This is a genomic window from Amycolatopsis sp. NPDC005232 (assembly GCF_040607795.1).
In the GTDB taxonomy this organism is placed as follows: Bacteria; Actinomycetota; Actinomycetes; order Mycobacteriales; family Pseudonocardiaceae; genus Amycolatopsis.
Window position 1 is genome coordinate 58,765 of record NZ_JBEXHL010000008.1, and the last position, 16,749, is coordinate 75,513.

General features: G+C 71.4%; 13 protein-coding genes. 9 read left to right on the top strand and 4 right to left on the bottom strand.

Annotated features, from left to right (window positions below; all coding sequences use genetic code 11):
• Positions 1-56: 56 nt before the first annotated feature.
• From ABZU76_RS17200 to ABZU76_RS17225, 6 genes are all read left to right on the top strand, one after another.
• On the top strand, positions 57-878 hold the full coding sequence (locus tag ABZU76_RS17200) for a nuclear transport factor 2 family protein (protein ID WP_354870230.1): 822 nt from the start codon (positions 57-59) through the stop codon (positions 876-878).
• 113 nt (positions 879-991) lie between these two features.
• Positions 992-1,525 carry a hypothetical protein gene (locus ABZU76_RS17205; RefSeq protein WP_354870233.1) on the top strand — a complete coding sequence of 178 codons (534 nt, stop codon included), beginning with the start codon at positions 992-994 and terminating at the stop codon, positions 1,523-1,525.
• 314 nt (positions 1,526-1,839) lie between these two features.
• Positions 1,840-2,463: a TetR family transcriptional regulator gene (locus ABZU76_RS17210; RefSeq protein ID WP_354870236.1), complete on the top strand. Its 624-nt coding sequence runs from the start codon at positions 1,840-1,842 to the stop codon at positions 2,461-2,463.
• Positions 2,464-2,551: 88 nt separating this feature from the next.
• Positions 2,552-3,484 carry a TIGR03619 family F420-dependent LLM class oxidoreductase gene (locus tag ABZU76_RS17215; RefSeq protein WP_354870238.1) on the top strand — a complete coding sequence of 311 codons (933 nt, stop codon included), beginning with the start codon at positions 2,552-2,554 and terminating at the stop codon, positions 3,482-3,484.
• Between the two features lie 169 nt (positions 3,485-3,653).
• Positions 3,654-6,773 carry an amidohydrolase family protein gene (locus ABZU76_RS17220; protein ID WP_354870241.1) on the top strand — a complete coding sequence of 1,040 codons (3,120 nt, stop codon included), beginning with the start codon at positions 3,654-3,656 and terminating at the stop codon, positions 6,771-6,773.
• Between the two features lie 329 nt (positions 6,774-7,102).
• Positions 7,103-8,839, top strand: a complete 1,737-nt coding sequence (locus ABZU76_RS17225) for an amidohydrolase (protein WP_354870243.1) — start codon at positions 7,103-7,105, stop codon at positions 8,837-8,839.
• Positions 8,840-8,887: 48 nt separating this feature from the next.
• Here the strand turns inward: ABZU76_RS17225 and ABZU76_RS17230 are convergent, their stop codons facing one another.
• Positions 8,888-9,910, bottom strand: a complete 1,023-nt coding sequence (locus ABZU76_RS17230) for an LLM class flavin-dependent oxidoreductase (RefSeq protein ID WP_354870246.1) — start codon at positions 9,908-9,910, stop codon at positions 8,888-8,890.
• A gap of 141 nt (positions 9,911-10,051) precedes the next feature.
• On the opposite strand from ABZU76_RS17230, the gene ABZU76_RS17235 reads away from it, so the two are divergent.
• On the top strand, positions 10,052-13,105 hold the full coding sequence (locus ABZU76_RS17235) for an NACHT domain-containing protein (protein WP_354870248.1): 3,054 nt from the start codon (positions 10,052-10,054) through the stop codon (positions 13,103-13,105).
• A gap of 84 nt (positions 13,106-13,189) precedes the next feature.
• Here the strand turns inward: ABZU76_RS17235 and ABZU76_RS17240 are convergent, their stop codons facing one another.
• Positions 13,190-13,687 carry a DinB family protein gene (locus tag ABZU76_RS17240; RefSeq protein WP_354870251.1) on the bottom strand — a complete coding sequence of 166 codons (498 nt, stop codon included), beginning with the start codon at positions 13,685-13,687 and terminating at the stop codon, positions 13,190-13,192.
• Positions 13,688-14,087: 400 nt separating this feature from the next.
• Between ABZU76_RS17240 and ABZU76_RS17245 the strand changes: the two genes are divergently transcribed.
• Positions 14,088-15,017, top strand: coding sequence for an AraC family transcriptional regulator (locus tag ABZU76_RS17245; RefSeq protein ID WP_354870254.1), 930 nt, complete (start codon positions 14,088-14,090; stop codon positions 15,015-15,017).
• Between the two features lie 3 nt (positions 15,018-15,020).
• Here the strand turns inward: ABZU76_RS17245 and ABZU76_RS17250 are convergent, their stop codons facing one another.
• Positions 15,021-15,578: a flavoprotein gene (locus tag ABZU76_RS17250; RefSeq protein ID WP_354870256.1), complete on the bottom strand. Its 558-nt coding sequence runs from the start codon at positions 15,576-15,578 to the stop codon at positions 15,021-15,023.
• A 9-nt stretch (positions 15,579-15,587) separates the two neighbouring features.
• Between ABZU76_RS17250 and ABZU76_RS17255 the strand changes: the two genes are divergently transcribed.
• Positions 15,588-16,334, top strand: coding sequence for a hypothetical protein (locus ABZU76_RS17255; RefSeq protein WP_354870259.1), 747 nt, complete (start codon positions 15,588-15,590; stop codon positions 16,332-16,334).
• 100 nt (positions 16,335-16,434) lie between these two features.
• Here ABZU76_RS17255 and ABZU76_RS17260 read toward each other — a convergent pair whose 3' ends face one another.
• Positions 16,435-16,701, bottom strand: coding sequence for a hypothetical protein (locus ABZU76_RS17260; RefSeq protein WP_354870262.1), 267 nt, complete (start codon positions 16,699-16,701; stop codon positions 16,435-16,437).
• Positions 16,702-16,749 lie beyond the last annotated feature (48 nt).

Consider the following 16,749-nt stretch of genomic DNA (forward strand, 5'->3'; position numbering starts at 1 on the left):
GCGACACGGCAGGGTGGGGTCCGGGTGTCCGCTCGGGAGAAGGAGCGTGGGTCGAGATGCCGTGGTTCCCGGACTTCGTCAACGCGGCCGAGCTGGCGCGCAAGCAGACTCGCGTCGAGGGGCACGCGGATCCCGTCGGGCAGTTCTTCGCGGCGCTGAACGACGGCGACGCGCACACGCTCGAGACGGTCTGGCCCGGCGAGGTCGCGGTGTTCGACCCCCGGGCCGGGGAGATCCGCAGCCGCAAGGAGCTGCGGCACTTCGTCCACGTGAACCAGGTCTGGCTGGGCGAGCAGCACGCCCGCGCGGAGACGATCGCGACCACGCGCGTCGGCGGGCGGGCCGTGGTCGAGCTGCTGGCGTGGCTCAGCGGCGACGGGGAGGAGGTGGCCTGGCCGGTGGCGGTGGTCGCCGAGTCGGCGACCGAACGGTCCGTGGTCTTCCGCACCTACTGCAGCCAGTGGCCGGTCGACGGGCGCCGGCACCTGCGGCCGCCGATCCTCGCGTCCGCCGACACCCCGCTCGGCGATGTCGTCGGGCACTATCTCGCGGCGCTGGCGGCCGGCGACGCCGACGCGATCGTCGGCACCTTCGCCCCCATCGGCTACCTGCGCGAGCCGATCGGCACGCACACGCAGCACACCGGCCCCGGCGAGCTGCGCGAGTTCTTCACGAAGACGTTCGCCGCCGGCGGTGTTCACCTGGAACCGTGCGTGGTCACCGACGACGGCGTGCGCTGCGTCCTCGAGTACAACTGCGTCGCCTGGGGCCGGCACGATGTGCCACCGCAGGCCGGGGTGTGCGTCTTCGACCGAGGCCCCGACGGGTTGCTGAGCGCGGTCCGCGTGTACGACGACATCGAAGCGCCGGCCGCGTGACCACCACCCGCGTACGCGCGCAGTAGTACGCCGAAGTACCGCAGCTCGACGGACGACGCGCACCCACCTTCCCCCGACGATGGACACAGAGGGCCATCGAAGGGGGAGACGGCATGGGGACCGGACAGGAGTGGCGGCTGAGTGCCCGCGCGCGAAAGGCGTTCCTCGTCGGGCACATCGTGGCCGCGGCGGCGTGGTTCGGCCTCGATCTCGCGCTGGACTTCCTCGCGGGCACGGCCCTGCTGACCGACGACCTCACCGTGAAAGCGACCTCGTTGGGTGCGCTGCGGTTCTTCGCGGTGTGGCCGATGTTCACGGCCAGCGTGCTGACGCTCGGCACCGGCGCCGTGCTCGGACTGGGCTCGAGGTACGGCCTGGTGCGGTACTGGTGGGTTGCCGCGAAACTGGCGGTGAACCTGCTGATGGCGGTGCTCATCCTGTTCTCGCTGCGGCCGGGGATCGACGCGGCCGCCGACTACGCCCGTGCGCTGATGGCCGGCGGCCCCGCACAGCCGGTCGATCTGCTGCCCCCGATGGTCGTGGCGCCGAGCCTGCTCCTGTTCGCCTATCTGCTGACGGTGTTCAGGCCGTGGGGCCGGGTCCGGCGCACTGCGCCCGGGAAAGCCCTTGCCCACGACGGAGCGTGAGCGGAACCGGCACCGCGGGCACGAAAGCATGCAAGATCGTTTTCAGCCTGGCGGCTCCCCCTTTTCCTGTTACCGTCGATTCCGGAGAGCCCACCGGAATCGACAGGGAGGAAATGACAATGTTTCGCCTTCGCAGGATTCTCGGTCACGTCGTGAGCGGATTCGCCACCGCGGGCATGTGCGTGAGCGGTTTCACCGTCGCAGAATCCTGACCCATTCTTCGCGATTCTTTCTGCGAAATAGGATCGCGTTTCCGTCGCGCTCGCGGTGACCACGAACGCCGCCACCGGCCGCCTGCAGTACCGTGACGGTCCGTGACCCCCGAGAAGCCGCCGACCGCGCGCCAGGCCGCCGCCGAGCAGACCCGGCAGAAGCTGCTCGAAGCCGCGTTGGCCGAGTTCTCGCGGCGGCCCTACGCCGAGGTGACCGTGGGCGACATCGCGCGCGCCGCCGGCGTGGCGCACGGGCTGGTGTCACACCACTTCCAGGGCAAGCAAGGCGCGTACGGCGCCGCCGTGGCCGAGGTCTACGAGCAGCTGCGCGAAGCAGAGGAAGCCGAGCAGCCGACGACGGTTCCCGATCGGATCCGGGCACGCTTCCGCGGGTTCGTCAGCTTCCTCGCCGCGCACCCCGACGTGGCGTTGAACCTGGTCCTCGCCGCCGGCCGGGACCCGGCGTTCGCCGGCCTCCGCGACCGGAACCTGCGGGTGCTCGCCGGACTGCTCGGCCTCGACCCGGACCGCCCCGCCGTGGCCGCGACGCTGCGTTCGTTCGCCGACGGCGCCGAACGCCTCATGGCCGACTGGCTGCGCGATGACCGGCCGTTCGGGCTCGACGCGCTGGTGGAGGCGTTCTGCGCGCTGCTCGCCGGCGCACTGCGCGGCGCGCACGAGCTGGACCCCGCCCTCGACGTGACCAAGGCGCTCGCCCACCTGTAGCCCGCACATGGTTTCGCGCTCAACCAGTTTCGGCGTACGCTGATCGTTGATTGACAGTCAATGCTTGATGGTCAGCAAGGAGACCTGGATGAAGCTCGGCGTAACGCTGCCCCAGAACTGGAAGTTCGACCCCCGCACCGACCTGGTCCGCGGCGCCCGCGAGGCCGAGGAAATCGGCTACGACAGCGTGTGGGTGGCCGAACGGGTGCTCTACCCGCGGGACCAGACGGGGATCCACCGGCTCACCGAGTACGGCGACGGCGCCTGGCCCGACGTCTATCGCAAGGTGCTCGACCCGCTGGTGGCGATGACGATGGCCGCGACCGTCACCTCACGGGTCCGGATCGGCGCTTCGGTGCTCCTGCCGCCACTGCACATGCCCTACCGGCTGGCGAACTCGCTGGCCGCGATCGGCGCGATCAGCGGCGGGCGGGTGATCGCGGGCCTCGGCACCGGCTGGTCCGTGGACGAGTTCGCCGCCACCGCACCCCGGCCCATGAAAGAGCGCGGCGCCGCCCTGGAGGAGTTCCTCGACGTGGCCGACGCGGTCTGGGGCCCGGACCCGGCGTCGTTCGAGAACGAGCGCTACACGTTGTGGCCGGCCGAAACCGGCCCCAAACCCGCCGAGCGGATCCCCGTGTTCCTCGGCGGCTGGTCGGGCAAGCCGCTCGAGCGCATCTCCCGCCGCGCCGACGGCTGGCTCCCGGTCATGGTGCCGCCCGCCCAGGTCGCCTCCACGCTGACCGACCTGCGCAAGCGGGCCGAGGAACACGGCCGGGACCCGCGGGCGATCCGCTGCATCGCGATCATCGCGCTGGGCGGCGAGTTCGTGCGCGTGGACACGGCCGAGCGCCCGCCGTACCAGGGCAGCATCGAGCAGATCCTCGGCGACCTCGCCGAACTGGGTGCCGCGGGCGTGGAGGAGTCGGTGCTGACGCTGCCGAATATCTCACGCGACATCGAGGAGTACAGCGACCTGCTCGCCGAGTTCCACGCGGCGTTCGGCGCGGCCGGGATCTGATAACCGGGCCTTTCGGCGTCGCCCGGAGGCCCCGACGCCCCGGTGACCGGGGACGTCCGGGCAAGCCGACTGCTCTGTTCGTGTCGTTCCGTGGTCGAGTGTTCACTCACGGCGCAACTTCGGGACTAGGGTCCGGTTCGATCTTGCGTCGAGGTGGAGGTGGGGCTCGGTGACGGTCAACAGGCGGGGATTCCTGACGGGCGTGGCGGGTGCGGTCGGGGCCGTGGGCCTCGGCCCGGCCGGCGCCGGGCTCGCGGTGGCCGAGCCCCGCGCGGGTCAGCCGCTCGCGGTGCGCCAGGGCACGAACGTCGCGGCGCAGGTCTCCCCGGACGGCCGCCAGGTCGCCCTCGACCTGCTCGGCGTGCTGTGGCTCGTGCCGGCGCGGGGCGGGCAGGCCAGGCGCCTCACCGGCGACCTGTTCGACATCGCGATGCCGACGTGGTCGCCGGACAGCTCCGCGCTCGTGTTCCAGTCCTACCGCGAAGGCAGCTTCGACCTGTGGACGATCGGGGCCGACGGCACCGGTCTGCGCCGTCTCACGAGCGGGCCGTTCGACCACCGGGAGCCCGTCTTTTCGCCGGACGGCAAGAAAATCGCCTACTCGTCCGACGCGCCGGGCAGCTACGGCATCCACGTGCTGGACGTCGCGTCGGGCCAGGCCACGCTCGTCACGGACACGGCCGACGAGGAGTACGAACCGGCGTGGTCGCCGGACGGGAGCAAGCTCGCCTTCGTGGCGGCCGGGACGAGGATCGACGTCGTCCCGGTCGCCGGCGGCGCCCGCAGCACGTTCGCCACCGAACCCGGCACGGTGCTGCACAGTCCGATGTGGACACCGGATGGCGGCGACCTCGTCTACGCGCGTTACTCAGGTGGGGTGCCACCGATCGCGGTGGGCGCCGCGGAGCTGGTGCGCGGCGGGAAACCGCTGTTCACCGGCGAGGACGTCTTCCCGTTCCGCGTCTCGTGGCTCAATGCGGAGGAGTACCTCTACACCGCCGACGGCGCGCTGCGGCGCCGCAAACTCAGCGGCGGTGCGGCGACGGACGTGCCGTTCACCGCTCCCGTCACGGTCGCGAAAGGCCCGGTACACGCGAGGCCGCGTGACTTCACTTCCACCAAGCCGAATCCCGTGCTCGGCATCGGCAGCCCCGTGCTCTCGCCCGACGGCCGGAGCGTGGCTTTCCGGGCGCTCAACGACATCCAGGTGATGGAGCTCGGCCGTCCGCCGCGGCCGTTGACCGGCGACGGCTGGTGGAAGAGCGACCCCGCGTGGTCACCGGACGGCACCAAGTTGGCCTACTCCACCGATCGCGGCGGCACGCTCGACCTCTGGATCCGCGACCTGAAAACCGGGCAGGACCGGCAGCTGACGAACCTGGCCGGCCTCGCCGCGGTGTCGGGCACCTGGTCGGCAGACGGCACGAAGATCGCGTTCCTCGACCAGACCGGCGCGCTGCACACCGTCGACGTCGCGACGGGGGCGGTGCGGCAGATCTTCACGGCGACGTTCGAGCCCGGGCGCCCGACGTGGTCGGCCGACGGCAAGGTGATCGCGCTGGCCGCGGTGAAGCCGTTCTCCGCGCGCTACCGCGAGGGACTCAGCAAGATCCTGCTGGTGGACGTCGCGACGGGCCAGGGCCGTTACGTCGACCCGATGCCGGAGCGATCGCTGCAGACCCGCGGCGACGACGGGCCGGTGTGGTCGCCGGACGGGCGGCGGATGGCGTTCGTGGTGGCCAGCGTGCTGTGGGTGGTGGACGTGCACGCGGACGGCACCTTCGCCGGGAAACCGCGGCAGATCACCGACGAGGTCACCGACGCGCCGAGCTGGAGCGGCGACTCGCGCACGCTGCTGTACCTCAACAACGGCCGGCTGCGGCTGGTCGCGGCTTCGGGCGGGAAGCCGCGCACCGTGCCGACGAACCTGACCTGGACCAACGCCCGCAGCCGCGGCCGCGTGATCGTGCGCGCCGGCCGGATGTGGGACGGCACCTCGCGCACACTGCGGTCCGATGTGGACATCGTGGTGGACGGTGGCCGGATCACGAGTGTGGAACGCGCGGGCAGCGGGCTCGACGGCACGGTCGTCGACGCGCGCGACGGTGTGGTCGTGCCCGGGATGATCGACATGCACAACCACCGCCAGATGCAGGGGTACGGCTACGGCGACCGGCAGGGCCGGCTGTGGCTTTCGCTCGGTTTCACCACCACCCGCTCCCCCGGTAGCCCGGCTTACCACATGGTCGAGGAACGCGAGTCGATCCAGTCCGGCGCCCGGCTCGGGCCGCGGTACTTCGCGACCGGCGAGGCGATCGACGGTTCGCGCATCTACTACAACTTCATGCGCCCGACGTTCGACGAGCGCCAGCTGGAGCTCGAGCTCGAACGCGCGGAGAAGCTCGACTACGACCTGATGAAGGCCTACGTCCGGCTCAGCCCCGAGATGCACCGGCGCGTGATCGACTGGGCCCACGCACGGCGGCTGCCCGTGACGTCGCACTACCACCACCCGGCACTCGCGTTCGGCGGCGACGGCATGGAACACATGGGCGCCACCAACCGCCTGGGCTACTCGCGCACGGTGTCCCTGCTCGGCTCCGGTTACGACGACGTGGTGGAACCCTTCGTCCGCCGCGGCGCCGCGCGCACGCCCACGCTGTTCGCTGCCAGTGCCCTGTTCCGCGACGACACCAGCCTCGTGACCGACCGCCGAGTGCGCACGCTGTACCCGGCGTGGGAGTACACGTCGCTGCAGAACTCCGTCACCGCCGCGAAATCCGCCGACCAGACCGCGCTGCTGGACAACCTGCGGCGCCAGGTCGCCCAGGCGGCCGCCATCCTGCGCGGCGGCGGCCGCGTCGTCACCGGCACCGACTCCCCCATCGACCACACCGCCGTGAGCACGCACATGAACCTGCGCGCGATGGTCAAGTACGGCTTCACCCCCTACGAAGCGCTGACCACCACCACGAGCATCGCCGGCGAAGTCCTGGGCGAGCCGCTGGGCCGCGTCGCCCGCGGCTGCTACGCCGACCTCGTCGTCCTCGGCGCCGACCCGCTGACCGACATCACCGCCGCGGCCGACGTCCGGCAGACCCTGCTGGCCGGTCGCGTGCACGCGGTGGACGACCTGCTGGCGCCCTTCGCCTCGGCGTCACCCTCAACCACGGCCGCGGTCAACACCCGGCTCGCCCCTATCCCCGACCACCCCGCCAACGCCGCCTTCTGGTGGCACGACCCGCATTACGTCGCAGCGGCCCGCACGTCGTGCTGCAGCGGACACTAGGCCGTCACCCGGCGAGCGCCGCGATCCCGAGCATGACGAGCCCCGCCACCTCGACCACCTCGAGTCCGATGTAGACGAAGTGCGCGCGGCCGTGGCGGCCCCTTCGCCGGCCGGCACACGGTCCGAGCGGCGGTTCAGCACCGACTGAGCGGCCATTCGTGTCTCCTGTCCTGAACCGGCGGATCCGGACAGGCTGACGCCGCTGTAGCAAAAGGATCTTCGGTTGGGAAGATCTATTACTCGACCCCGATGTGTTGATACGGTCACCGCCGCCACAAGCACGCGATGTACCACGGGTCTTTCGTCCGAAGGGTCGAAGTATGTGCCAGTTGTGCGGTTCCGAAGCGCGGGAAAGCTCCGCGGTCTCGAGGCGGACGTTGTTCGCCGCTGCGGCCGGGCTGGCCGTGACGCCGATGATGCTCGGAACGCCGGCGAACGCCGCGGCCCACCCGGACACCGGCGCCGACCTGATCCTCCACAATGGACACGTCGTCACCGCGGCGCTGCACGGGCGCACCGCGCAGGCGATCGCGATCCGCGGCGGACGCGTCGAAGCGGCAGGGACGTCGAACCAGATCCTGCGCCTGCGCGGGCGGCACACGCGCACCGTGGACCTCAAGGGCCGCGCGGTCGTGCCGGGGCTCATCGACAGCCACCTGCACCAGTTCACCTCGGCGCTCGACCGGCCGAACGTGTCGCTGCTGGAAGCGCGCAGCATCGCCGACGTCGTGGCGGCCATCGGCACCCGGGTCGCCGCGAGCGCGTCCGGCGCGTGGGTGCAGGCGCGGTCGGGCTGGCACGAAAGCCTCCTCGCCGAAGGACGGCTGCCCGCACGGGCCGAGCTCGACCCGGTGTCGCCCGAGAATCCGGTGTTCATCCCGCGCGGCGGCCACGTCGCCACGGTGAACAGCCGCGCGCTGGAACTCGCCGGCATCACGCGTGACACCCCCGACCCGACGGGCGGTGTCATCGTCCGCGACGCGAGCGGCGAACCCACCGGCGTGCTGCTGGAACGCGCGCGCTCACTCGTCACGCCGTTCCTGCCGGCCCCGCCGTCGGCCGACCAGCAGCGGCAGCAGTTGCGCGACCAGATGGCCGAGCACAACGCGCTGGGCATCACCGGCGTCACCGAGCCGGGGCTGGACCCGTCGCAGATCGAGATCTACACGCGCCTGTGGCACGACGGCGAGATGACCACGCGAGCGCACCTGCTCTGGCGGATCGCGGCGCTCGCGGACGTCGATGCGGCCGTGGCGGCGTTCAAGCCGCGCACCGGCGACGACATGCTCCGTTTCGACGGCCTCAAGTACCTCTCCGACGGCGGCGTCGAAGGCGGCTTCCTACGCGACCCCTACCAGCTCGTGCCCGGCGAGCAGACCAGCCCGGACTACCACGGCGTCCAGCTCCTGCCGCCCGGTGGCAAGGACGAGCTGACCGAGATGTACCGCCGCGCCGCGCGGCACGGGTTCCAGGTGCAGACCCACGTGGTCGGCGACGCGGCGATGGACTTCATCGTCGACGTCCTCGCCACTGTGCACCGCGACACGTCGCTCACGCACCTGCGCTGGGTGCTGATGCACCTGTTCCTGCCCAGCGGCCCGAACCTCGCGCACATGCGGAAGATGGGCTTGCTCGCGAGCGTGCAGGACCACCCCGTGCTGCTCGGCGCCAACCAGGTCAAGTGGTGGGGCGCCGAACGCGGCTCCCGCGCCGTGCCGATCCGCGACATCCTCGACGCCGGCCTCGTCGCAGGCGGCGGCACCGACGCCCCCGTGGTCCCACCCAGCCCCCTGTGGTCGCTCGGCTGGATGGTCACGCGCGAGACCCTCAAGGGCGACGTCCTCGGCCCTGAACAGGCCATCACCGCCCGCGAAGCCCTGCACCTCTACACCCTCGGCAGCGCGCAGACGCAGTTCGCCGAGCACACTCTCGGCACCCTCGACACCGGCAAACTCGCCGACCTCGTCGTCCTCGACGCCAACCCCCTGACCACCGACCCGGGCTCGATCAAGGACCTCGCCGTCCAGATGACCGTCGTCGGCGGGCGCGTGGTGCACGAGGCTTGACCGCAACGAGCGAGGCCCGGCCAACCGGCCGGGCCTCGGTGGGGAGCCTCAGCGCCAGCCGAGTTCCGGCGCAACGTGCGTGAGGATGCTCTCCAGCACGTGGGCGTTGTACTCCACTCCGAGCTGGTTCGGGATCGTCAGCAGCAGGGTGTCCGCGGCCTCGACGGCCTCGTCCTCCTTGAGCTGGCGCACGAGCTCGTCCGGTTCCGCGGCGTAGGAACGGCCGAAGATCGCCCGGGTGTTCTCGTCGATCATGCCGACCTGGTCGCGCGAGTCGCGGTCGCGGCCGAAGTAGGCGCGGTCGAGGTCGTTGGTGAGCGCGAAGATGCTGCGGCTGACCGACACGCGCGGTTCGCGCTCGTGGCCGGCCTCCTTCCACGCCTCGCGGTAGGCCTCGATCTGCTTGCGCTGCTGGACGTGGAGGGGTTCGCCCGTCTCGTCGTCCTTGAGCGTGGAGCTCTGCAGGTTCATGCCGAGCTTCGCGGCCCACACGCCGGTCGCGTTGGAGCCGGAGCCCCACCAGATGCGCTCGCGCAGGCCGGGCGAGTGCGGTTCGACGCGCAGCAGGCCGGGCGGGTTGGCGAACATCGGCCGCGGGTTCGGCTGCGCGAAACCGTCGCCCTCGATGACCTTGAGGAACACCTCGGCGTGCTGGCGGGCCATGTCCGAGTCGGTCTCGCCCTCGGCGGGCGCGAAGCCGAAATAACGCCAGCCGTCGATCACCTGCTCGGGGGATCCCCGGCTGATGCCGAGCTGGAGCCTGCCACTGGAGATGAGGTCGGCCGCGCCGGCGTCCTCAGCCATGTAGAGCGGGTTCTCGTAGCGCATGTCGATCACGCCGGTGCCGATCTCGATCTTCGAGGTGCGGGCGCCGATGGCCGAGAGCAGCGGAAACGGGCTGCCGGCCTGCCGCGCGAAGTGGTGCACGCGGAAGTAGGCGCCGTCCACGCCGAGCTCCTCGGCCGCCACCGCCAGGTCGATCGACTGGTGCAGGAAGTCCTTCGCCGACCGGGTCTCTGAGTGCGCGGTGTCCGACCAGTGGCCGAACGAGAGGAAACCAATCTTCTTCACGCCCGTGGAAGCGTACGCGGGCCTCGATTGATTCCCGCACGCGGTGCGGCTCACGTCCTCGCCGCGGGTCGCCCCGGCCGGTAAACTGACCACAGAACGCACTCTGGGGGTGTCGTCGTAGATCCGCTCTCCTCCGCGCTGGTGGCCACGCTGGGTGCCACCTTCTCCGCGCTGTACCAGTGGGCGGTCGAGCGCGGGGCCGACAAGCTCACGGCTCAACGCCGGGCGCGGGCCCTGGGCGACCCCCACCGGCAACTGGTCGCGGCCGAGGAGGATCTGGCCGAGCTGCGGCGAGTCGAGTTCCCGGCCGTGCCCGACGGAGACTGGCAGGCCGCGCTCGACGCGGTGGCGGTCGCCCTCGACGCCGCCGACGTGGGCGAGCTCGTCCGCACGAACCCAGCCGTGCTCGTCGACGAAGACCGCCTGCGAGCCCGCGTCCGCGCCGCCGGCGGCCACGCGCTCGACGCCGCCACGCTGGGCTCCGACGGCACCGCGGCGTTCCACCGCCTGCTCGACGAGTGCTGCCGGCGCATCGCCCGCCGCGCCCGGGCCGTCGACGAGGTGATGCGCGCCGTGCAGGCCGGGATGGCCGGCGACGTGCTGAAGATCCGCCGCGCCGTCGCCGATCTGCAGAGCCAGGAGGACCGGCGCACGCGCGACCGCGCCGAAGCCTTCGAGCAGCACTACCTGTCCTACCTCGCCACGGACTACGCCACGTTCGAACTGTTCCAGGTCGGCCACGGCCGCGCCCCCGTGCGCCACTCGTTCTCGCAGTACTACGCGGCCCCGTCGGTCACCCGCCAGGGCGGGACGGCCGCGGGCTCGGCGCTGACGGGCGCGGGCACCAACACCGCCCACGCGCTGGCCGCCGAGCGGCGCGTGCTGCTGGTCGGCGGCGCGGGCGCCGGGAAGACGACACTGCTGCAGTGGCTGGCCTACACGGCGGCCACCGCGGAGTTCACCCGCGACGGCGAAAGCGAAGACCCCTGGCGCGGCGTCGTGCCGTTTTTCGTGCCGCTGCGTGAGTTCGCCGACCGCGGCCTGCCCCAGCCCGAAGACCTCGTGCGCGTGACGGCCCCGGCGCTGGCCGGCGAGAAACCCGCGCGGTGGGTCAGCGAACTGCTCCGCTCCGGGCGCGCGATGGTGCTCGTCGACGGCGTCGACGAGGTCCTGCAGCCGCGGCGAGAGGAGGTGCGCCGCTGGCTCGAAGGCCTGCTGCGCGGGTACCCCGGAGCGCGCTACGTCGTGAGCACCCGGCCCGCCGTCGTCGACCCCGAGTGGCCGATCGCCGGCGAGCCCTTCCCCGCGTACGAGCTGCTGCCGCTGAGCGGACGGGGCATGCGGGAGCTCATCGGCAACTGGTTCAGCGCCGCCCGCGCGATGGAGACCGACGAGCTGCAGCGCACCTGGCTCGCCGACTGCGAACAACGGCTCGGCGACTCGCTCGCGACCCGCCCAGACGTGCGCGGGCTGGTCTCGAGCCCGCTGCTGTGCTCCCTGCTGTGCGCGCTCTACCGGCGGGAGAACATGTACCTCCCGCAGAGCCGCAAAGACCTGCTCGACAAAGCGCTGAAGCTGCTGCTCGGCGAGTGGGACACCCGCCGCGGGGTGCAGGTCGAGGACGAGCTGAAGATGTCGGACAAGGAGAAGATCATCCTCCTGGAGCGGTTCGCCGCGCCGATGGTCCGCAACGCCGAGCTGCTCGTGCACCCCGAAGACGCGCGCAAGCGCTTCGGCCGCGCCATGTCCGGGCTGCGCTCGCAGGGCATCGAGCCCGACCTGGTGCTGCGGCACCTGCTCGAGCGCAGCGGCGTGCTGCGGCAGAACACCGTGGACGGGCGGATCGCGTTCGTGCACCGCACGTTCCGCGATTTCCTCGCTGCGGGCGAGTTCGTGAAGTCCGGCGAGCTCGGCTATCTCGTCGAGCACGCCCACGACGACGCGCTCAACGAGGTCGTGTTCATGGTCGCCGCCCAGGCCCGCGCACGGGAGGCCGGCGACCTGCTGGCCCGGCTGCTGGAGCGGGCGCGCAAGCGCGGCAACCGCGAGGTGGCCGACCGGCTGTCGCTGCTGGCCGCGGCGGCGATGAGCTACGTCGACGTGATCGAGCCCGAGCAGGTGCGCACCGACGTGCTGGCCGCGGTCCGCGGGCTCATCCCACCCGCCGGGTTCGACCAGGCGGAGCTGCTGGCCAAGGCCGGCTCGTTCGTGATCGACCTGCTCCCCGGACCGGCCGAGATCGCCCGGCACGCGAGCGCCGACGCGGATCTGGTGGCGGCGCGCGTGATCCGCACGCTCGCGCTGATCGGCGGCGAGGAGTCGTGGGAGAAGATCCAGGCGTTCAGCCGCACGCACCGGGGTTCGGTGATCGACGAGCTGCTGCGCGCCTGGCGCCACAACGAGTACTCCGAGGAGTACGCCGCCACCCTGCTGTCCACTGTGGACTTCGGCGACTTCGTGCTGGAAGTGCACCGCTGGGACGTGCTGCGCCGGCTGCGCCACCTCCGCACGCTCACGGCGATCCAGCTGGTCGGCGACGTGACGCTCGACGACCCGGCCCTCGGGCTGCACCCGCTCACCCGGCTGCCCGCATTGCGCCACCTCGAGATCAAGTCCAACGACGTCGTGCACGACCTCGAAGGGCTCGTCGCCTGCCGCGCGCTGCGTTCCCTGTGGATCACCGGCTTCGGCAGTGCGCTGACCGACCTCTCGGCGCTGTCGCGCATGCACCTCACCGACCTGCGGCTGCACGCCGGCACGCTCGACGCGATCCAAGCCCTGGCGTCGGTCGAGGGCACCTACCTGCCGCGGTTGTCGGTGCGCCACCGCAAACTCGTCGACGGCCTGGATGTGCTGCCCGAGGGCCTGCGCGTGGGCGAGCTCGTGGTCGACATGGGCGCGGACCAGCGCGACCTGCGGGGCATCACCCGCCTCGCCGACGTGCACACCGTCGCCGCGGCCGGCATTCCCTCCGTCGCGGAGGTCGACGAGCTCGCCGCGCTGCCGTCGTTGCGCGCCCTCGTCCTCACCGCCGCAACCCCGGCCCGTGACCTCGTGCGCCTTCGTCGGCTCGGCGCGCTGCGCATCGAGCTGTCGGGCCTCACCCCGGCCGACGAGCGGGCGGCGCGCGAGGCGCTGCCGGAAGCCGACCTCGTGCTGCACCTCGACGAGGCGGCGAGCATCACCGAACGCTGACGGTCCTCAAGCAGCTCCTCCGTCGAGTTCGGCTTCCTGATTCCGATCCCGCGGACCGGCGATGATCTCGTTCGTCGTCGAAGGTCACTGTGGCCGGCCGAGTGCGGCGGGATGCTCGATCTGCTCACGGAGGATGTCGCCGTGGCCTGCGTGACGCGCGAAGTCCTCGATCGCGAGCAGGTAGACGAACCGCAAGCTGACGTCGCCGACACGGGGGTGTGTCCTGATGTCGTCGAGGTCGAGCTCGGCGGCGATCACGCGGGAACGCTCGGCGGCGCGCTCGAATTCGGAGATCACGTCGGACAGGCTTTCGTTGTCGTCGACCATGAAACTGGCGTCGCCGGGCGTCGTGCCGCCGTCGCATTCGCTCTCGGGCAGACCCGCCAGGACGTGCTGGAACCAGATCCGTTCGGCGACCGCGGCGTGCTTGACCAATCCGATCGGGGTGGTCAGCGACGCAACGAAGCGGCGGCGAGCCTCGGCTTCGGACAGGCCGCGCACCGTGCTGACCAACTCGGCCCGGTTGCGGTCGAGCATGCTCTCGAGCAAACGGCGTTCGGTGCCGGTGGTGATCGGTGGCATGGACCATGTCATTGTCGGCTCGATTCTGCTGGTGGGAGTGGATCTGCCCGGTGTACTTGCGGTTTCGGTTCTCGGCGCACCTGTCGGCACGGACGAAGACCACGTCGCGCCGTGGCGGGCAAGTGATGGAGGTTCCGGCGTCGCCGTGCCAGTGGTCTGGGCGAGTCGCTCGCTGAGCACGCGGTTGCCGGCTCTGAGTCGCAAGATCTGCGCGGCGGGAGAAACCGGGTCGTCTCCGGTCTGGTGCATCGCGCGCAGGCGTTGCCCGCACTCTAGCCCAAGGGGGGTGCGGGGTCGACCGCGATCGACACCGGCTTCGGCGTTCCGGCCCGTCGATCAAGCCCGCCCGGCGGCGTGTCCTCCCGGAGTCCGGTCACTGGACCTGTGTCACCATCGCAAGGTGGAAGAGCCCTCGTCCTGGTCCACAGAGGACGTCGCCGCGCCCGATGCGTTCGGGTACTGGTCCGACGTCATCTGCGACGCCCTCGTGCAGGTCTCGGCCCGCGCGACCGGCGAGGCGCCGTTCACGGGCCGGCTCGAGCACGCCGCACTCGACGGCGTCGGGCTGTCGACGGTCGCCTCCGGCCCGCAGGAAGTGGCGCGCACGAAACGGCTGATCGCGCGCGACCCGGAGGAGTACCTGCTGGTCAACGTGCAAACGGGCGGGCGTTCCCTGGCGCAGCAGGACGGGCGGACGGCCGCGCTGGAGCCGGGCACGATGACGGTGTTGGACAGCACGCGGCCCTACCGGCTCGAGTTCGCGGGAGCGTTCTCCCAGGTCATCCTTCGGGTGCCGCGGACGCTCCTGCCCGCCCGGGTCGCGGCCGGGGTCACGGCCGTCGAGCTCGATGGGCGCGGCCCCGGCCGGCTCGTCGCCGAGTTCCTCGCCGGGCTGGCCCGGCAGCAGCGCGAAGACCCGAAGGTGGCCGCCGCGCTGCTGCCGCACGCCGTCGGCCTGCTGGAAACGGCCCTCGACTGGGCCGCCCGCGGCACCACTCCGACGTCGGCCACGCTGTCACGGGAACGGATCCACCGGTTCGTCCGGCAGCACCTCGCCGATCCGGCGCTGAACGCCGGCGCGGTGGCCGCGGGGTGCGGGCTGTCGCGGCGGTCGATGTTCCGGGCGCTGGCCGACGACGGGGAGTCGCTCACCGCGCTGATCCGGCGCCTGCGCGTGGCCCGCGCGCGGCGGCTGCTGCGTGACCGGCCGGACCTGCCGCTGGCCGCGATCGCCGCGCAGTCCGGGTTCGGTGGCGCGGCCCAGCTGCACCGGGCGTTCCGCGCCGTCGAAGGCACGACACCGGGGACCTTCCGGGCGAACCGGCCCTGAGAGTCAGCCCATCAGCTCGCGCACGATCTCCAGGAACCGGGGCGGCGGCGGGGGCTGCGGGCTCTCGACGAACGCGCCGGTCGCCACGTCGTAGCGCGGGCCGGACGCCGGGTCGTACACGTGGTAGCCGTCTTCCCGCAGCTGGGTCACGTTGCGCTGCACCGCGGCCTTGGCCCACATCTCCCCCGTCATCACCGGGAAGAACGCCACGGGGTGCGTGGCGGCCAGCACGGTCGTGGCCAGCATGTTGGGCGCGGCGCCCGCCGCGACCGTGGACAGCGTGTGGGCGCTGGCCGGGAGGATCACCGTGAGGTCGTGTCCGGCGGCCAGCGTGGCGTGGTTGTCGGCCGGCCACGTCGCCGCGTCCGCGCCGGTCACCACGCGGTCGGCGAACAGGCCGACGGTGTGCGCGGGCAGGAAAGTCGCCGCGGTGTGCGTCATGAGCACGGTGATCGGGCCGCGCAAGACCGTCCGCAGCGCGCCGAGGTACATCGGCAGTGTCGCGACCGCGGCCGAGCCGGTCGCCCCGATGAGCAGGCGGCCTTCGAAGGTGTTGTCCATACGACCACGATGGCCTACCGCGACCGCTCAGGCGTGACCGGCTGTGCCCGGACGGGTGACGCCTTGCGCCGGCTAATCCTCTCGCGCGACCGATCCCGGCAGCGGCTTGCGCGCCGTCTCCCGCATGAAGAAGACACAAATGCCGCCGATCACGCCGGCGATCATCAGGTAGTACGCGGGCCAGTTGAGGTCTCCAGTGCCCGAGACGAGCGCGCTCATCACCGTCGCCGTGGTCCCGCCGAACAGGGACACCTGGATGTCGCTGTCAGCAGGCTGACCACGCTGCGAGAGTTCGGCGAGGACCAGGCTGAAGTCTTCCAGCTGGCCGACACCGCGGCCCACACCCTCTATTACGCGTCGGGCGCATACGCGCCAGGTGACGAAACTCCGTCGCCGCCGGACCCCGGATTCACCGAGGAAGCGCGGGTCGTCCTTGAGAAGCTGGCGCAATTCAAGTATCCGGCCCTTACCTATGTCGTCGTCGAGACGTCGGCACACCTGGCGGCCGACTCTCCCGCACGCGTGTTCCACGTTGTTGCCGCCGCCTTCGGAAACGGCGACGAATATACCTACGACACCTTGGCGGCAGACAAGACGATCTCTTTGGTTCAACGCTATTTCACGGAATTCAGCTCCGCCGTCATGGCCGACGACGAACTGCTGACCGCCGTTCGATCGGTTCTGGGCGCCTTTGTGTCCGTCGGCTGGCCGTCCGCGATCTCACTCGCGTACCACGTCAGCGACACTTTCCGTTGAAGAGCCTGAACGCCCGCGAGAGCGTTCCAGCCGGGAGACGGCTTACGAATCGCGTGGTTCAGTAGCCCGTGAGAGGTCGCGTTCCGGTCCCATCGAGGGGTTAACCGCACCGCACCGGACGCAACCACTCCACATGCAGGATCCAGCGCCTGCCGGCCTGGCGCAGCCAGCCCGAAGCGGTCACCGGGCGCAGGATGCTGGCCCGGGTCAGCGCGGTGGGGTCCGACGGGAATTCGAGCGCGACGCAGTCCCCCGAACCGTCCAGGACGACGGCCAGGTCGAGCCGCCCGTCTTGCGCGGCGCGGACCTCGAGCACCCCCGTGACCACCACCCGCAGGCCGGCCCGGGAGCCGATCGTGCCGGTCACCCCTTCACTCCTCCCCGACTACTCCCCTTGCCCGCCAGGGTGCCCTGG